Below are 14,888 nucleotides of genomic sequence, written 5' to 3' on the forward strand. Positions count from 1 at the left end.
GAATAATGACCGGAGACAACTCGTGATCACAAACGCGCAAAAAATGTTCTACCGCGCGCGCGGGTATTTCAATGGAACTCTCAACGGCGAACCTTTTCGCCTTGACCCTTACCATTCCAAGTTCTGGAAAAAAGCATCTTCTGGCCTTTGGGAACCTGAAACCTTTGAGGTTTTGGATCGATATCTTTCGCCTGACTGCGACTATATCGATGTAGGGGCGTGGGCTGGCGCAACGGTGTTGTACGCGTCTCGCCGGGCGCGCCATGTTTGGTGTTTCGAGCCGGACCCGGTCGCCTACAGGTTTCTTAACTGGAACCTCGAATTGAACAATATTCGTAATGTAACGGCTTTTGGTGTGGCTCTTTGGAACTCAACCGGGATTCTACGCATGTCCAGCCTGGGCGGCGAACCAGGAGATTCTATGACGTCTGTTTTGGCGGCAAATGAAAACGGGACAGATGTTGTTAGCTTGGCTTGGGAGCAGTTCAGTGAAAAAGTCGATTTGAGTGATGTTTCATTGGTAAAAATGGACGTTGAAGGAGCAGAGTTTTCGTTGGTACCGGCCCTTCAACCTTGGTTGAAAGTGCAAAAACCAGCTTTTTATCTTTCGACGCACGTCCCTTTTCTTAATGAGAGCGAAAAAAGTGCCGCCACGCAATCGCTGGCTGATAGCCTGGCCTTTTACAAAAACTGCACGTTGGATGGCGTTGACCATGACGTATCTGAAGCGCTCCTATCAAAGCGTGTATCCGAGCAATTCCCGAGTATTCTGTTTGAACCATAGCTTGTTGGGGATCTAGACTGTCCAAATTAAGCAGTTTCTGCATTCAGTTTTCGCCGCAACATTCCAAGTTTAATTTCCTCAAATTAGGCGATTGGGGCATCGCTTCCGATAGTTTCTATCTGTTCAAGAAAGGTGTTTGAAGCGACCAACGCGCGTCCGGTCGTCATTATTTGTTGGGGAAGAATGATCCATTCAAGCGTCCATGCAGTTCCTGAGCGTTCTTGCTCATGCACGACTGCGTGATGCATACCCGAAACCAAAGTCGCATTATAGCGCGCAAGCGTGACCAGCAGCTCGGCAAGGATCGGGTTTTGTTTGTGCGGCATGGCTGAAGACCGACCGCCCCCGCTGAGGCGCATTTCGTCCACACCCTGTTGCGTCATGAGCGCGACGTCCTGTCCAATTTTTCCTAGCGCTCCGGTCACAAGGGAAAGCCAATTGGCGAAATCCGCAAAAGCGCTGCGATTAGTGTGCCAACAAACACCTGAATTGATAAGGCCCAGTTCATCGGCCATTTGGTCAGCAATTTCATTTGCATTCGCACCTATTGAATCGCGGGTGCCGACCGGACCCCCGAGCTGTAGGCGGAAAAGACAAGCTTGCTGCTGGTGCAAGCGTTCGAGAAGCTCTGCAAGCGGGCGCGTCCAAATGCTCAACCTGTCGGAAACTGCAATGGGCAGAGCTGCTTGCATTCTGGTTCGCCCCATTATCCATTTATTTCCATGTATTTCATTGAGGGCTGCGAGTGTCCCTGTTACTGCCTCAAGCCGTTTTGCAAACAGGTCGCAAACCTGCTTGAACATCATTACCGTGGCTGTGTCGATCACATCCTGAGACGTCAGTCCGATGTGTAGTGCCTTTTCACGCCGCTGTGGCAGGCCAGTACGAAGTGCAGTTACCAAAGCTGGGACAACGACGCCGTCTTCGGCCGTGCCTCGACGAAGTTCAGCCATATCTGGAGAAAACTGCAGAATATGTTCAGCAGTTTCGTTGGCGGTGTTTTTGTCCACAACTCCAACGACGCCCAGAGCGCGGGAATAGGCGGCCTCGACAGCAAGCAAACGTTTCAACGTCGCTTCCGCCGAAAGCAGGGCCTCAGTTTCACTATCTCCGAATAATCCACCAAGCCAAGGATGGGTGAAAACATCTGCCATTAATTTCTCGCCGCCGTTACGCGCCGCAATGATTACACGACATCTGGGGACTTCAACCCCAGTAATTCCCTTGCTTGTCGCCACGTCGCCACCGGGCGTTCATGTTTTTCACACAGTTCAACGGCCCGACGGACAAGGGCCGTGTTCGACGGAGCCAATGTTTCGCGATCTAGACGCACGTTATCCTCTAGTCCCGTGCGGGTATGACCGCCTGCAGCGATTGCCCATTCGTTCACCACGATCTGGTTCGCTCCGATACCTGCCGCACACCATTCCGCATCTGGTGCGCGTTCCTGCATCATCTTTTTGTAGAAATCGAAAACTTCTCGATCGACGGGCATTGCGTTTTTGACGCCCATCACGAACTGAACATACAGTTTGCCAAAAAGCTTTCCTTGCTGATGCATGCGAATTGCTTGGAAAATGTGGCTGAGGTCAAATGCCTCTACTTCTGGCGTTACGTTGTATTGGCGCATGACTTCGGCCAGCCAATCGACAAGATCCGGCGGGTTTTCGTACACTCTGGTTGGAAAATTGTTGGAGCCCACGGAAAGAGACGCCATATCGGGCGATAATGGTAGCATGCCTCCGCGTTCTTTCCCCGCGCCAGAGCGTCCACCGGTCGAGAATTGTATAATAATTCCAGGGCAGTGCTTCTCAATGCCCTCCTTAAGACGTGCAAAGCGTTCCGGATCTGAACTGGGCGTCTGGTCGTCGTTGCGCACGTGGGCGTGTACGATGCTGGCACCTTCCTCAAACGCTTCGTGAGTGCTTTCAACCTGTTCCTGAACTGTAATTGGCACTGCGGGATTGTTTTCTTTCCGCGCCACGGATCCGGTGATTGCGCAGCAGATTATGCATGGTTTTTTCATTTTACTATTCTGGATCAGATGTCGAAAAAGACTGTTTCATTGTGGCCTTGCAACTTGATGTCGAAACGATACACGACATGCCCGTCGCGATCATTGCGCTTTGCAAGAAGTGTGCTTCGTCGCGTTTCCCACTCAATTAGATTCAATACAGGGTCAACAGCGTTAGCCTCTGTTTCGTCGTCAAAGTACAGGCGGGTGTTCAAGCCAACGTTGATACCACGGGCAACGATCCACAGGTTGATGTGGGGTGCTTGTTGGCCCACATCGCGGCCGCGCGTGCGACCCGGTTTGATTGTGTCAAATGCCCATTCACCTGTTTCGAAGTCGGTAATCACGCGGCCCCAACCTTTGAAACCGTCTTCGACAGTTCCACCCTCTTCAGGATGAGCATAGTGCCCTTCCGAATTGGCCTGCCACGCCTCAAGCATGACATCTTTGATTGGCGACCCTGTACCGTCGATAACGACGCCCTCGATGCGAATACGTTCACCATTTGCATTTGGTCCCGCTATATCCCAACCTAATTCCTTCTCATAGATGTCAAAACCAGCTGCACCTGGAGCAAGGCCAATGTGGACGTAAGGCCCGGCGGTCTGGGACGGTGTTTCCTTCAGATAATCCAATTTCTGGATCATGGATCAGTTCCCTTCCAGCCGGTTTTCAAACAGGGTCGAGCGTCGGCCCCGTAGTACAATATCAAACTTGTAGGCGATGCTGTCCAGTGGAACAGAAGCGTTCATGTCGAGCGCTGCGACAAGCTGTGCGCGGGCCTGAGCGTCCGGGATTGTGTGAACGATGGGGCACTTATCAATAAGGGGATCACCTTCGAAATAACATTGCGTTATCAGCCTTTGCGCGAATGCTGTCCCAAAGATCGACACGTGAATATGCGCGGGTCGCCAGTTGTTAACCCAGTTACGCCATGGGTACGCGCCGGGCTTTATCGTACGGAAAAAATAATATCCACTCTCGTCTGTCAGAGTGCGCCCACAGCCCCCGAAGTTGGGGTCTATCGGGGCGAGATAAGTATCCTTCTTGTGGCGATAGCGACCACCTGCATTTGCTTGCCAAACTTCCACCAGCGTATTCGGAATTGGCCTGTGGTTTTCATCTAAAACCCGGCCATGCAGGATGATCCTTTCACCGATTGCCGCATCTCCGGCTTGGGCGTAGTTGTGTATTAGGTCGTTATCCAGTGCATGGATGTCGTTGTGGCCGAATACTGGTCCCGTAACTTCACTGACTGAGTTTTGCAGAGAAATTAGCGAGTACTGCGGCGATCGGGTGACGCTGGTTTTGTAATCAGGTGTTACCGCAGGCGGGTGCCAAGTTCGGTCTCGCTGGTAGAATTCGCCGTTTTTTGTCATTGGGCGGTTCTCCTTTTAGTATTCGGGATCATCGGGACGCTTGCGACCTTTGTTCTGTTTCCATTTCCGCGTAGGTATCTTTGGCCAGTTTCAACGCGTGGTTGGCTCGGGGAACGCCCGCATAAATTGCTACGTGTTGGAAAGTTTCCAAAACATCCGATTTGCTGGTTCCGGTTCGTTCTGTGGCGCGGATATGCATTGGTATTTCCTCAAAGTTGCCCAACGCGGCCAACAGAGCAAGTGTCAGCATTGAACGTTCCCTGTCGCTTATCCCATCCGAGGCCCAGACTGTCCCCCAAGCGCTTTCGGTAATCAGTGTCTGGAATGGAGCATCAAAAGCGGTTTTGTTGCTTTCGGCGCGGTCTACATGTTCGTCGCCGAGGATATTTCGGCGGACACGGGCGCCGGTCTCGAATCGATCGCTCATCTAAATATCTCCTTCAGGAACTCGGTTAAAAGATCGGCATACTGGGCGGGTTTCTCGACGCAGGGCAGATGTCCCGCCCCTTCGATCAATTCAAACCGGGCGTTGGGGATCATATTAATTGTGTGCCGAACCAAGTCAGGTGGGCTGGCGCCGTCCATTGTGCCCGCGATCCCAAGCGTGGGCAGGCGCAAAGTTGGGGTCGTGAAGCTTAGGTCGGCTTCGGCAATAGCCAGACAACAGCCGACGTAGCCCTCGACCGGCGTGCGAGTTAGCATATTTCGCCAAGCGTTAACTTCGCGATGATCGCGAAAGTCCGGGCCAAACCAACGATCAAGAATTTGTTCTGACAGGCCTTCTATTCCACTCGACCTGATCGCCTTGACGCGATCCTGCCATAGTTTTGCACCCCCCATTTGGGCAGCAGTGTTGGAAAGGACCATAGATTTTATCAGATCCGGGCGGCGTGCGGCCAATGCCTGTCCAATCATTCCTCCGATTGAAAGGCCTACAAATACACACGACGAAACATCGAGATGATCCATCAAGTCTTCGGTATCGGATACCAGTTCGTCGATTGAGTAGGGGCCGGATGGACAAGAGGACAGACCGTGTCCGCGTAAGTCAAACCGGATCAGCCGATAATCTATAGGCAATAAGGGAATAATCTTGTCCCAAAGGCGCAGATCGGTTCCTAAAGAATTAGCGAATACAACCACATGCCCATCATGGCTGCCGTCCTCACGCCAATGCAATTGGACACTTTTTAAATCGGCCATTCGCATCAGTAGGGCAGTCCCACATAGTTTTGGGCAAAAACTGATTGCGCCTCGCGGTTGTCACTTAGAAAGTCCACATCCGCTTGCTGGATCTTTAGGTCAAAGGCATTTTGGTCCGGGAAATTATGCAGGAGTTTGGTTGCGGCCCAACTGAAACGCTCGGCTTTCCAGATGCGGGCCAGGGCCTTTTCCGAGTATCGGTCGATCCCCTCACTGTTACCTTCTTGGTAGAACTGTAACAGACCATTATTCAGATAATGGACATCGCTGGCCGCAGTGTTCAATCCCTTGGCCCCAGTGGGAGGAACAATATGGGCCGCATCACCGCAAAGAAATAAGCGACCCCAGCGCATCGGTTCCGTTACGAAAGACCGAAGTGGCGCGATAGATTTTTCAATGGATGGTCCACTTATCAACTTTTCAGCAAATTCTTCAGGAATGCGGCGCTTGAGTTCTTGCCAAAAAGCTGCGTCGGTCCAATCGTTCGGCGTATCTGACAGAGGACACTGGATGTAGTATCGGCTTAGATTTTGATTGCGCATAGAACATAAGGCAAAACCTCGATCAGAGCCGGAGTAAATGAGCTCATCATGAACCGGCGGTGTTTCGGATAAAATCCCCAGCCAGCCAAATGGGTATAGTTTTTCGTACTCTCGGCGAACCGACAAGGGAATCGTGTTTCGACTGACCCCGTGGAATCCGTCGCATCCCGCCACAAAGTCGCAGTCGATACGGCGTTCGGCACCACTTACGTTGTAAGTGACGTATGGTGTTACAGTGTCCGCATCGTGGATTGTGACACCTTCGGTATTAAAGACAATCTTTCCGTCCATCGCATCGCGGGCTTCATACAAGTCCCGAGTAACTTCGGTTTGGCCGTATACCACAACATGACTGCCGGTGAGTTCTTTGAAATCAATTCGAAATTGGCTGTTCCCATATGAAATCACCGTGCCATCATGGATCATGCACTCTTTGTCCATGCGATCTGCCACTTTGGCTTCTCGCATTAGGTCCACAAAGCCAGTTTCCAAGACCCCTGCGCGAATTCTACTTAACACGTATTCTTTCGTTTTACGTTCCAGAACAATGGTATCGATACCATTGCGGTGGAGAAGATGGCTTAGCAACAAACCAGATGGGCCACCGCCGACAATTGCGACCTGCGTACGCATAGATGTCTCCTCCCATGTTTTTCACTACACATATTGATTGCATGAAATGGTGAAGTAAAATGATAATACGTCCGAAATAATTTCCTTAATTGGCAAGTAAATGATCGACCGCCGTATTAAATTCCGACACATTCAGAGCTTCGTCGAAATCTGTCGCGAGCGGAGTTTGAAAGTTGCGGCAGAAAAATTGTATCTGACACAGCCGGCTATCTCAAAGACACTGAAAGAGCTTGAGGAGATTATGGAGGCGACGCTTTTGGTGCGAAATCGTGCCGGCGTATCATTAACCAAACAAGGAGAGGTGTTTCTGCATTTTGCTGAAATGTCTCTGGCTGCCATTCAGCAAGGTTTGACTGGCGTCGAGCAGGTCGGGGCACAAGGTAAGATCCGGTTGTCTGTCGGAGCCTTGCCATCGGTTGCTGCAAGGCTGATGCCAACCGTTTTCACAGAGTTCATGGAACTTAACCCCAATACCAGCTTACGTATTATTGACGGGCCGCATGGCTATCTTGTCGAGCGCCTGCGCCTTGGTGATCTGGACCTTGTGATCGGTCGGCTTGGGCAGCCGGACACCATGCAAGGAATTTCGTTCACGCAGCTTTACGAAGAGCGGGTCGAATTTGTCGTGCGCGCTGGGCATCCACTTCTGCAAAGGCCGGACCTTCAGCGTATTGGTGAATGGCCAGTGATTTATCCACCAAAAGGTTCGGCAATTCGGCCATTGGTCGACCGATATCTTATTGCGCATGGCGTCGGAGAAATCGAACGCAAGCTGGAAACAGTTTCTGGCGCGTTTGGTCGGGTTTTTACCAGACAATCTGACGCAATCTGGATCATCTCGGAGGGCGTGGTTGCCAACGAAATAGCGGATGAGCGGATGGAGGCCTTACCTTTCGATACTACGATTACACGTGGACCTGTCGGATTAATGCACAGACCCGATGAAATTCTGTCACCGCAGGCCCGAGTCTTCGGCTTGGCTGTCAACAACGCGCTCAAAAAGCTTAGCCTACTATCCTAGTTTTTCAATCGAGCACCCGGTGCAATCGTTGGCTTGGCCCGGTTTAACGCATCGCGCGCAAAACCCGCAGCAGCCTTGTATTTGGCCATGAACTCCGAACGCTCCGCAGGAGAAATAACATTGTCAATATCGTCAAAATCTCCGCTGCATCGGTCATTGACGATGTTCAAAAGGCCAAAAGGTCCGGCGTTCCGATTGCGCAAAACAAGGTCAGAAATTGGACCGCAAAGCGCTGCGTCGTATGCAGTCAATGCTTCGTTGCTCAGTCCATGTTCCAGCAGCATTGACCCTAAAATACGAGCGTCCATTATAGCCTGGCTGGCACCGTTCGATCCAGTTGGATACATCGCGTGGGCGGCGTCTCCGAGCAAGGCAACGGGTCCGTGGACCCAAGTCTCGACCGGCTCGCGATCAATCATTGGGTTTTCATACGTGACTTCGGCCCCGCGGATCAGGGCAGGTACATCCAGCCAGTCGTAGGTCCAATCATCAAAGTGATGAGCGAAATCGTTCGTTTCTACTTGTCGAAACCATCCGGTTGTCTGATGTGCGCTCGGGTCTTCGTATGTAACTTCGGCAATCCAGTTCACTTGTGCCAAACCAGTATTTGGATCGGGGTGCGAGATTGGATACATCACCATTCTGTGCTTGTGTGTCCCGAGTCCGACAAAGGATGACCCTGTGCGGACTGGCTTTGCTTGCGTAGTGCCGCGCCACATCACTGAGCCGCCCCAATGGATCGGAGGCTGACAAGGGTGCATTTGGCTCCGGATGGATGAATGAATGCCATCTGCGCCGATCAGAAGCGTCCCGGTTTCGCGCGTTTTACCCGATCCGGTCTGTAACAGGACAGAGACCGAGCCATCAGGGTTAATTTCGTAACCAGTTGCCCGCGAGCCTAACCTAACGGCATCAGGACCCGCTCTTTCCAACAACCGTTGGTACAACGCCATGTGGAATGACCCTCGATGAACGGCATATTGTGGCCAGTCATAGCCAGCCAGCGTGCCGCGAGGTTCGGAATATATCTCTTGCCCATTCAATCCAACCAGCGCCCATTCCTTTGCTGGAACTCCGAATGCATCAAGATCGTCTGATGTTAACCCAAGATCGAACAACTCGCGCACAGCGTTTGGCTGAAGGTTAATCCCCACGCCTAATGGACGCAGATTTTCCACACTTTCAAAGACAATACAGTCAACACCGATTTGGTTCAGCGTCAAAGCCAGAGACAGGCCTCCGATTCCTCCACCGGCAATCATTACTCTTTGATCTGCCATATCGCTTTCTTCTTTCTCTGGATGTGGGAGTTTGTTCTTACATCTTGTTTAAACGGTGCTTTTGACGGTCCGATCGCAAACACGGGTAATTCTTTCCGGCTGTGAATGCTGGCTCGCCGCCCGGCGGATTCGGTTACGTATACAAAGCAAGACTGTGGAAATGGTTGCTTGCATGAACTCGTTCGCCAATGCAACTCCGTCTGATTTTACCAGCCGCGTGCGTGCGGATTGCCAATCATCCAATGCATGAGAGATTTCACATGACGAGTTCCCTTCATTTTCCAATGCAACAAACTCGGCAAAGGCGTCACCTGCCGCCGCTGGCGCCAATCGCGTGGCCAGCATGCGAGCGTGAATTCCGTTTGTACCCTCGTAGATTGATGTAACTCTGGCATCCCGATAGGTTTGCTCCAATCGGTACTCTCGCAAGTAACCATATCCTCCAAGAACCTGAATGCCTAACTCGGACGCTTTTATACCCGCTTCGGTACAATAAACTTTGGCAACTGGAGTCAGGAATTCGACCAGATCGGGTGACTCACCGTGTTCCAAATTTACGTAAGCCAAATGTGCAAGGCTGCGACTGCTTAGCGCCAGCCAGTCTATCTCGTCCAGCATGCGACGCACGTCGGTGTGTTGGCTCAATGTCACTGGGTTACCGCTTTCTCCACGCCCTTGAACACGCTGGCTTGCATAGGTTTCGGCAATATCATGCGCGCGCGCAGCATGAGCGACACCTTGAAGAGCTACATCCAGTCTGGCGTGGTTCATCATCGTGAACATTGCCTGCAATCCCTGGCCTTCACTGCCCAATAGTTCTGCTTCGGCCTCCTCAAAGGTCAATTGACACGTTGGTGAGGCATGCAGGCCCATTTTTTCCTCGATCCGGGTCACGAAAACTCCGTTTCGAGTTCCGTCAGGGCGCGTACAAGGGCAAAGAAACAGCGACAGGCCTTTGACGCCGCCGCTGGACGTGCGCGCAAGCACCAAATGATAGATGCGCTCGCTCAAGTTCTGATCGCCCCCGGATATAAAGATTTTCTCACCTGAGATTGTCCAGCCGTTGCGATTGGGCCGTGCCTTGCAAGTCACGCGCGACAGATCGGACCCAGCGCCGGGCTCTGTCAGACACATCGTAGCCAACGCTTCACCTGATGCCAGCGAAGGAATAAATCGAGATTTCTGTTCGGCGTTGCCGAAATTCAAAAGTGTCCGCACGGCTCCGGGAGTAAGTCCTGTTACCATCTGAAGGCTGTGATTGGCTCCCGAAAAGATTTCGGATGTGATCGCGGAAACCAACGCGCCTACGCCTTGCCCGCCGAATTTTTCGGGCATGGTGAGCGACTGCCAACCTTGTTCTGCATACGATTTGTATGCCTCGGCGAAGCCATCGGGCATGTAGACTCTATCGTCTTTTACGACGCAGCCTTGAATGTCGCCGGGTTCATCTAACGGTGCAAATTCAGCCTCAGCAAAAACAGCGAAATGTTTGCCTATTGAACTAGCCAATTCGGGGTCCCAATCCGGCAATTCGGTCGCCCGTGCTATGTGGTTGAGAGAGAATAAAATGTCTTCAAGAGGAGCTTGGAAAGGCTTCATGATCAAGTTACCCGGTAATATGCAACTTCCACGGCTGAAGAGTGTCTGACTCCAGAGCATACGAACAATGTGTGGTTTACCCAGCCATAATGATTATCCCCGGTTTCCAGACGTGCCGCTGTGCGCATGTAGTAGAGTTTAGGGTCAACGTCTTCTCCGGTATCCAGCTTAGCCATGATCTGAGGAGGGCCGCGCCGAGTTCCAATGTTTACGATCTCGATGACAACGCCATCGTGGGTTTTCAGCGCGTACCGTGTATCCAAGTGGGCTGCTCCGTCGGTAAATATCGTCTGCCAATCGGCGCCGAGGTTCATCACCTCGCCGGTGATGTCCGGTCCGATCGCTTCGCCGCCAACAATCGGTATTATGCGCCGCTGACCGGCGCGACCTTGACCCAGTTCCAACGGAGCCCCGAGTTGAATCCGAAGGGTGAATGAAAGGGCAAGGGAAGGGGTAGGGGGCAACATCATTCAGCCAGCCCCAGCAGTCGGGCGGCATTGCCCTTGATGATATCGGGTCGAAGCTCGTCCTTAATGTTGATCTTTTCAAAATCCGACAGCCAGCGTTCGGGGGTGATCATTGGCCAGTCCGATCCAAACAAGACCTTTTTTCTTAATATCGAGTTGCAGTATTTGACCAGAATTTCCGGGAAGTATTTGGGCGACCAACCCGAAAGGTCGATATAAACATTCGGCTTATGTTGAGCTACGGCAAGCGCCTCTTCCTGCCAAGGAAACGATGGGTGCGCGAGTATTATCTTCATGTCGGGAAAGTCGACGGCCACATCGTCCATGAACATTGGGTTCGAGTATTTCAACCGCATCCCATTGCCACCTCGCATACCTGAACCGACACCCGTCTGACCGGTGTGAAAAAGCGCAATACAACCCGCTTGCGCTATTTCGTCGTACAACTCGTACGCCATTCGGTCGTTTGGGAAGAAGCCTTGCATCGTGGGATGGAATTTGAACCCCTTTATCCCAAAATCCCGAATGAGGCGTCGCGCTTCGCGCGCGCCCATTTTGCCCTTGTGCGGGTCGATCGAAGCAAAGGGGATAAGCACATCGTCGTTATCAGCAGCTAGTTCAGCAACCTCTTCGTTCTTATAGCGCCGGTAGCCGGTTTCGCGCTCGGCATCGACCGGAAAGATCACGGCGGCAATGTTTTGATCTCGATAATGCTGCGCGGTCTCTGGAACCGTCGGAGGATGGCTCCACGGCGCACCGAAATACTTAGCCATTGTCGCCTGCAAGTCGTCGTACCCGTCGTCTGAGTGGCAACCGCAAGGTTCCTCGGCGTGAGTGTGGATGTCGATCGCGCGAACTTTGGAAATATCGACCATTTGCCTTTTCCTTTCTCAGATATTGATGGTTGCGGGGTCGGCGTCGTCATAAAGACGCTCTAATAATCGCTGACGTTCCGTAAGCACCTTGCGAAAATTGAGATTGCCCTTGGCGGTTATTTCACCGTCGGACATTGACGCGGGCTTGCTAAGAATAATTGCCCGGGCAACGCGGGTGGAACTGCCTGAAACTTTGCTCGCACGTTCCGCCAGACGGCGGCGGATTTCACCCTGCAGCAAATCGCAACGGTAAGCACCGTTGTCATCAATCAATTCATATCCCTGTAACGTTAGTTCTTCTTGGTCAGGGAAGATTAGGAGACCAATTTGATTTCTGTCTGCGCCGGTGACGACGATATCGTTCGCTATAGGCGCCAGCCAGGTCAGCATATCCATACGAAGCTGCGCAGCCCGCACCCAGGTACCGGTGAGAAGTTTGAAGTCTTCCGATATGCGGCCATCGAACATCATGCCCTTGTCTAAATCCCTTGGGTCAACGAACAGCATCGCGTCCCCGGTAATCAAGAATCCTTCGTCATCGAAAGCTTGGTCCGTTTTTTTGGGATCCTTGAAGTAACCTGGCATAACGTTGGGACCCTTTACGCGGACTTCGCAGCGCATTTCTTCATCGGGTATCAGTTTGAGTGTGACGCCGTTCATGGGAACGCCGACAACGCCAGATCGATTGATTGGCTCACTTTGCATCATTGTTGCTGGCGCGGTTTCCGTCAGCCCCCACGAGGTGGTCATCAGGGGGATTTCACCTTTCATTTCCATCGCCATTTGTTCAAAGCCAGACCAGATGTCCTGTGGCAAAGAGGCACCAGCGTAAAAGATCAGATCCAGATCCCTGAAGAAGCGTTGGCGAAGATCAATGTCGCTTTGCAACGCCCCCAACAGCATTGCGTACCCAACCGGCACATTGAAACTGAGCGTTCCCGTTTCCATGGCAAGATTTTCCAACGTACGTTCAAACAGACCTTTTACGGGCTTACCATCGTCAATGAATAAGCTGCCGCCATTTGCGAGCATCATGTTGAAATTATGAGATCCGCCAAAAACGTGGTTCCAAGGAAGCCAGTCAACGATCCGCGGCGGACGTTCGCGCAGAAATGGCAGCGCATCGGCAAGCATTGTTTGGTTTGCGCACATCATTCGCTGTGTCGTGATCACTCCCTTTGGCGCCGAGGTCGATCCGCTGGTCATCAGGATTTTGGCGATCGAGTCCGGTCCGACCTTGGAATGCGCGTCATCCAGATCGACCCCGTTGTCACCAAACAGGAGATCCTCAAAAGAGGTAACTGCAGAATAGCTTCCTGTGCGGCTGGCGATTACTTCAACTGAATTCAAGGCCTCAATCGACAGCGCTTCACCGTATTGTTCTGCGTCTGAGACATAGGCCATCTTGGGCCCAACCAGTTCGATGGCATGACGTAGGCGGTCATGAGCTCCGCGGATCAACGAATATTGCTCTGCTACCGGGGCAGTTGGCACGCCGACATATTGCGCGGCCAAGCTCAAAATACCATGATCAATTCCGTTGCCCGACATGATAAGGATTGGGGTTTCAGGTCCCATTCCTCTTGCCAACAGCGAGCTGGCAACGGCTCGCACTTTTTGTAAGGTTGCCGCGTAGTTTTCCTTTCGCCAACCAGCGCCGCTTCGTTCTGCGACGAAGGTTTGGTTCGGCGATTTCACAGCCCACTTATGAAGCCAGTCGCTGGAAGATTTTACAACAGGTCCCAGAGGGTGTTTCGACCGCAGAAGGATAGTGCCATCCGCGCGATCTTCCCGAGCAATGGAATGGGCAAGAAAATCAGAGGTACGCCGCACTTTCAGGTCCTCCGCTTTGCTTGCTCGATAACGCTGAAAGCGTCAAAAACAATTTTGATGGTGCCTTGATCGAGGTTGGCCAACAGTTTTTCTTCGTGCGAAGTGACGGCCGCAACAGCCCTCTCATAGAGTTGCCGACCCGCCAAAGTTGCCTTAAGCGCATACGCACGGCGATCGGTGGGAACACGATCCCGGATTATCAGATCTCTGCGTTCCAACTCGTCAATAATGATCACGAGGTTTGGGCGCTCGATGTCCATTGCGTCTGCCAGTTGCGATTGTCGCAGGCCTGGGTTGTCGACGATCAAAACCAGTGCAGTGTAGGTCAGCATACGCAGATCAAACGCCCGAAGCGTGGCGGTAAGGTCGTCGCGAACGACGTTAAAAGCACGCTTCATTCTGTAACCTATGAACGCGCGCAACGTGGCGTCGCTGACAGCATGGGTTTCCGTCGAATTCGTAAGGTTTTGCTTTTCTGTGTTCATCTGACTACCTGAACTGTGGGGCACGCTTTTCCAGAAAAGCTCTTAAACCTTCCTGGGCATCCGTTGTCGTTTGTGAAAGAGCTGCGGCCAATGACTCGGTGAACAACCCATCGCCGTGGGACATCTCGTTGATCCTGGGAATTGCTTGGATCATCAGATAATTGGACAAAGGGGCGTTGCGGGAAATTTTGCCAGCCAGCTTTTGCGCAAGCGCCATTGCCTCACCTTCAGCCGTGGAATAGTGGGCAAGGCCAAGGGACACGCCTTCTTCCGCGCCGTACTTTCGGCCAGTCAGCATCATTTCCGTCATTCGGTCTGGTCCCAGCAAACGTCCAACCCGCGCCGTTGCGCCACCGCCAACAAATATCCCGCGGCGGCCTTCGGGAAGTTGGAAGATTGTTGATGGTTCGGCGATACGCACATGTGTGGCAGCAGCAAGCTCCAGCCCACCGCCGATTACGGCACCAAACATCGCAGAAATCACGGCTAGTCCGCCGAACTGGATTTTGTCCATTACGCTGTGCCAATGACGCGAATGGTGCAGGTTTTCTTCAGCGGACCTGTCTACATGCTCGGACAAATCAAGCCCCGAGCAAAAGTGCCCGGCAGTTCCCGTCAATACTACAACTCGGACATCTTTAGGCGGATCTGAAAAATATTTATCCAGTGAGACCAACAATTCCTCGCACATCGCATTCCGCTTATCTGGGCGGTTCATGGTAAGCGTTGCGATCGGCCCTTCGCGGTCAACTTTCAGGATTTGGGCGTCCATG

16 protein-coding genes are annotated in these 14,888 nt (G+C 52.3%); 2 read left to right on the plus strand and 14 right to left on the minus strand.

Annotated features, from left to right (window positions below):
* The first annotated feature begins 22 nt into the window (after positions 1 to 22).
* Positions 23 to 784 (plus strand): FkbM family methyltransferase, encoded by a 762-nt coding sequence (locus AC2FNE_RS00685; RefSeq protein ID WP_170604081.1) that lies wholly within the window; start codon positions 23 to 25, stop codon positions 782 to 784.
* An 83-nt stretch (positions 785 to 867) separates the two neighbouring features.
* Here AC2FNE_RS00685 and AC2FNE_RS00690 read toward each other — a convergent pair whose 3' ends face one another.
* From AC2FNE_RS00690 to pobA, 7 genes are read right to left on the minus strand one after another with little or no spacing between them, the layout of a single operon-like run.
* Positions 868 to 1,938, minus strand: a complete 1,071-nt coding sequence (locus tag AC2FNE_RS00690; protein ID WP_496804578.1) for a 3-carboxy-cis,cis-muconate cycloisomerase — start codon at positions 1,936 to 1,938, stop codon at positions 868 to 870.
* A 32-nt stretch (positions 1,939 to 1,970) separates the two neighbouring features.
* Positions 1,971 to 2,810 carry a 3-oxoadipate:acetyl-CoA acetyltransferase gene (locus AC2FNE_RS00695; protein WP_496804579.1) on the minus strand — a complete coding sequence of 280 codons (840 nt, stop codon included), beginning with the start codon at positions 2,808 to 2,810 and terminating at the stop codon, positions 1,971 to 1,973.
* A gap of 14 nt (positions 2,811 to 2,824) precedes the next feature.
* Complete coding sequence (pcaG, locus tag AC2FNE_RS00700; protein WP_170604077.1) at positions 2,825 to 3,445, minus strand: protocatechuate 3,4-dioxygenase subunit alpha; 621 nt, start codon at positions 3,443 to 3,445, stop codon at positions 2,825 to 2,827.
* A 3-nt stretch (positions 3,446 to 3,448) separates the two neighbouring features.
* Positions 3,449 to 4,177: a protocatechuate 3,4-dioxygenase subunit beta gene (pcaH, locus tag AC2FNE_RS00705; RefSeq protein WP_170476298.1), complete on the minus strand. Its 729-nt coding sequence runs from the start codon at positions 4,175 to 4,177 to the stop codon at positions 3,449 to 3,451.
* Positions 4,178 to 4,205: 28 nt separating this feature from the next.
* Positions 4,206 to 4,604: a 4-carboxymuconolactone decarboxylase gene (gene pcaC / locus AC2FNE_RS00710; RefSeq protein WP_170604073.1), complete on the minus strand. Its 399-nt coding sequence runs from the start codon at positions 4,602 to 4,604 to the stop codon at positions 4,206 to 4,208.
* A complete protein-coding gene (gene pcaD, locus AC2FNE_RS00715; protein ID WP_496804580.1) occupies positions 4,601 to 5,386 on the minus strand; it encodes a 3-oxoadipate enol-lactonase in 786 nt (261 codons plus the stop codon). The genes pcaC and pcaD overlap by 4 nt, the downstream gene beginning before the upstream one ends.
* Positions 5,386 to 6,555 (minus strand): 4-hydroxybenzoate 3-monooxygenase, encoded by a 1,170-nt coding sequence (pobA, locus tag AC2FNE_RS00720; RefSeq protein ID WP_496804581.1) that lies wholly within the window; start codon positions 6,553 to 6,555, stop codon positions 5,386 to 5,388. Before pobA ends, pcaD begins: the two co-directional genes overlap by 1 nt.
* A gap of 100 nt (positions 6,556 to 6,655) precedes the next feature.
* On the opposite strand from pobA, the gene pcaQ reads away from it, so the two are divergent.
* On the plus strand, positions 6,656 to 7,576 hold the full coding sequence (gene pcaQ / locus AC2FNE_RS00725; protein WP_496804582.1) for a pca operon transcription factor PcaQ: 921 nt from the start codon (positions 6,656 to 6,658) through the stop codon (positions 7,574 to 7,576).
* Here the strand turns inward: pcaQ and AC2FNE_RS00730 are convergent.
* Genes AC2FNE_RS00730 through AC2FNE_RS00760 form a run of 7 tightly spaced genes read right to left on the minus strand, consistent with a single transcriptional unit; the run spans position 7,573 to position 14,887 of the window.
* Positions 7,573 to 8,856, minus strand: a complete 1,284-nt coding sequence (locus AC2FNE_RS00730) for a flavin-dependent oxidoreductase (protein ID WP_496804583.1) — start codon at positions 8,854 to 8,856, stop codon at positions 7,573 to 7,575. The two genes, pcaQ and AC2FNE_RS00730, sit on opposite strands and share 4 nt — an antisense overlap.
* 48 nt (positions 8,857 to 8,904) lie before the next feature.
* On the minus strand, positions 8,905 to 10,455 hold the full coding sequence (locus AC2FNE_RS00735; RefSeq protein ID WP_496804584.1) for an acyl-CoA dehydrogenase family protein: 1,551 nt from the start codon (positions 10,453 to 10,455) through the stop codon (positions 8,905 to 8,907).
* Between the two features lie 2 nt (positions 10,456 to 10,457).
* Positions 10,458 to 10,925 carry a DUF3237 domain-containing protein gene (locus AC2FNE_RS00740; RefSeq protein WP_254442449.1) on the minus strand — a complete coding sequence of 156 codons (468 nt, stop codon included), beginning with the start codon at positions 10,923 to 10,925 and terminating at the stop codon, positions 10,458 to 10,460.
* The gene (locus tag AC2FNE_RS00745) at positions 10,922 to 11,797 is read right to left on the minus strand and encodes an amidohydrolase family protein (protein ID WP_170476284.1); all 876 of its coding nucleotides are present in this window, start codon (positions 11,795 to 11,797) and stop codon (positions 10,922 to 10,924) included. The genes AC2FNE_RS00740 and AC2FNE_RS00745 overlap by 4 nt, the downstream gene beginning before the upstream one ends.
* Positions 11,798 to 11,812: 15 nt before the next feature.
* On the minus strand, positions 11,813 to 13,630 hold the full coding sequence (locus AC2FNE_RS00750; protein WP_496804585.1) for a feruloyl-CoA synthase: 1,818 nt from the start codon (positions 13,628 to 13,630) through the stop codon (positions 11,813 to 11,815).
* A 2-nt stretch (positions 13,631 to 13,632) separates the two neighbouring features.
* A complete protein-coding gene (locus tag AC2FNE_RS00755) occupies positions 13,633 to 14,115 on the minus strand; it encodes a MarR family winged helix-turn-helix transcriptional regulator (protein WP_170476281.1) in 483 nt (160 codons plus the stop codon).
* Between the two features lie 4 nt (positions 14,116 to 14,119).
* Positions 14,120 to 14,887, minus strand: a complete 768-nt coding sequence (locus AC2FNE_RS00760; protein WP_170476280.1) for a crotonase/enoyl-CoA hydratase family protein — start codon at positions 14,885 to 14,887, stop codon at positions 14,120 to 14,122.
* Position 14,888: the final 1 nt, after the last annotated feature.

It is taken from the genome of Ruegeria sp. YKSD179, from assembly GCF_059612885.1.

What these genes read in the sequence shown, in the direction of transcription:
- AC2FNE_RS00740 (WP_254442449.1), bottom strand. Translation starts at nt 10,925, where the DNA reads ATGATGTTGCCCCCTACCCCTTCCCTTGCCCTTTCATTCACCCTTCGG.
- AC2FNE_RS00760 (WP_170476280.1), bottom strand. Translation starts at nt 14,887, where the DNA reads ATGGACGCCCAAATCCTGAAAGTTGACCGCGAAGGGCCGATCGCAACG.
- pobA (WP_496804581.1), bottom strand. Translation starts at nt 6,555, where the DNA reads ATGCGTACGCAGGTCGCAATTGTCGGCGGTGGCCCATCTGGTTTGTTG.
- pcaQ (WP_496804582.1), top strand. Translation starts at nt 6,656, where the DNA reads ATGATCGACCGCCGTATTAAATTCCGACACATTCAGAGCTTCGTCGAA.
- pcaD (WP_496804580.1), bottom strand. Translation starts at nt 5,386, where the DNA reads ATGCGAATGGCCGATTTAAAAAGTGTCCAATTGCATTGGCGTGAGGAC.
- AC2FNE_RS00730 (WP_496804583.1), bottom strand. Translation starts at nt 8,856, where the DNA reads ATGGCAGATCAAAGAGTAATGATTGCCGGTGGAGGAATCGGAGGCCTG.
- AC2FNE_RS00690 (WP_496804578.1), bottom strand. Translation starts at nt 1,938, where the DNA reads ATGGCAGATGTTTTCACCCATCCTTGGCTTGGTGGATTATTCGGAGAT.
- AC2FNE_RS00745 (WP_170476284.1), bottom strand. Translation starts at nt 11,797, where the DNA reads ATGGTCGATATTTCCAAAGTTCGCGCGATCGACATCCACACTCACGCC.
- AC2FNE_RS00755 (WP_170476281.1), bottom strand. Translation starts at nt 14,115, where the DNA reads ATGAACACAGAAAAGCAAAACCTTACGAATTCGACGGAAACCCATGCT.
- pcaC (WP_170604073.1), bottom strand. Translation starts at nt 4,604, where the DNA reads ATGAGCGATCGATTCGAGACCGGCGCCCGTGTCCGCCGAAATATCCTC.
- pcaG (WP_170604077.1), bottom strand. Translation starts at nt 3,445, where the DNA reads ATGATCCAGAAATTGGATTATCTGAAGGAAACACCGTCCCAGACCGCC.
- pcaH (WP_170476298.1), bottom strand. Translation starts at nt 4,177, where the DNA reads ATGACAAAAAACGGCGAATTCTACCAGCGAGACCGAACTTGGCACCCG.
- AC2FNE_RS00695 (WP_496804579.1), bottom strand. Translation starts at nt 2,810, where the DNA reads ATGAAAAAACCATGCATAATCTGCTGCGCAATCACCGGATCCGTGGCG.
- AC2FNE_RS00735 (WP_496804584.1), bottom strand. Translation starts at nt 10,455, where the DNA reads ATGAAGCCTTTCCAAGCTCCTCTTGAAGACATTTTATTCTCTCTCAAC.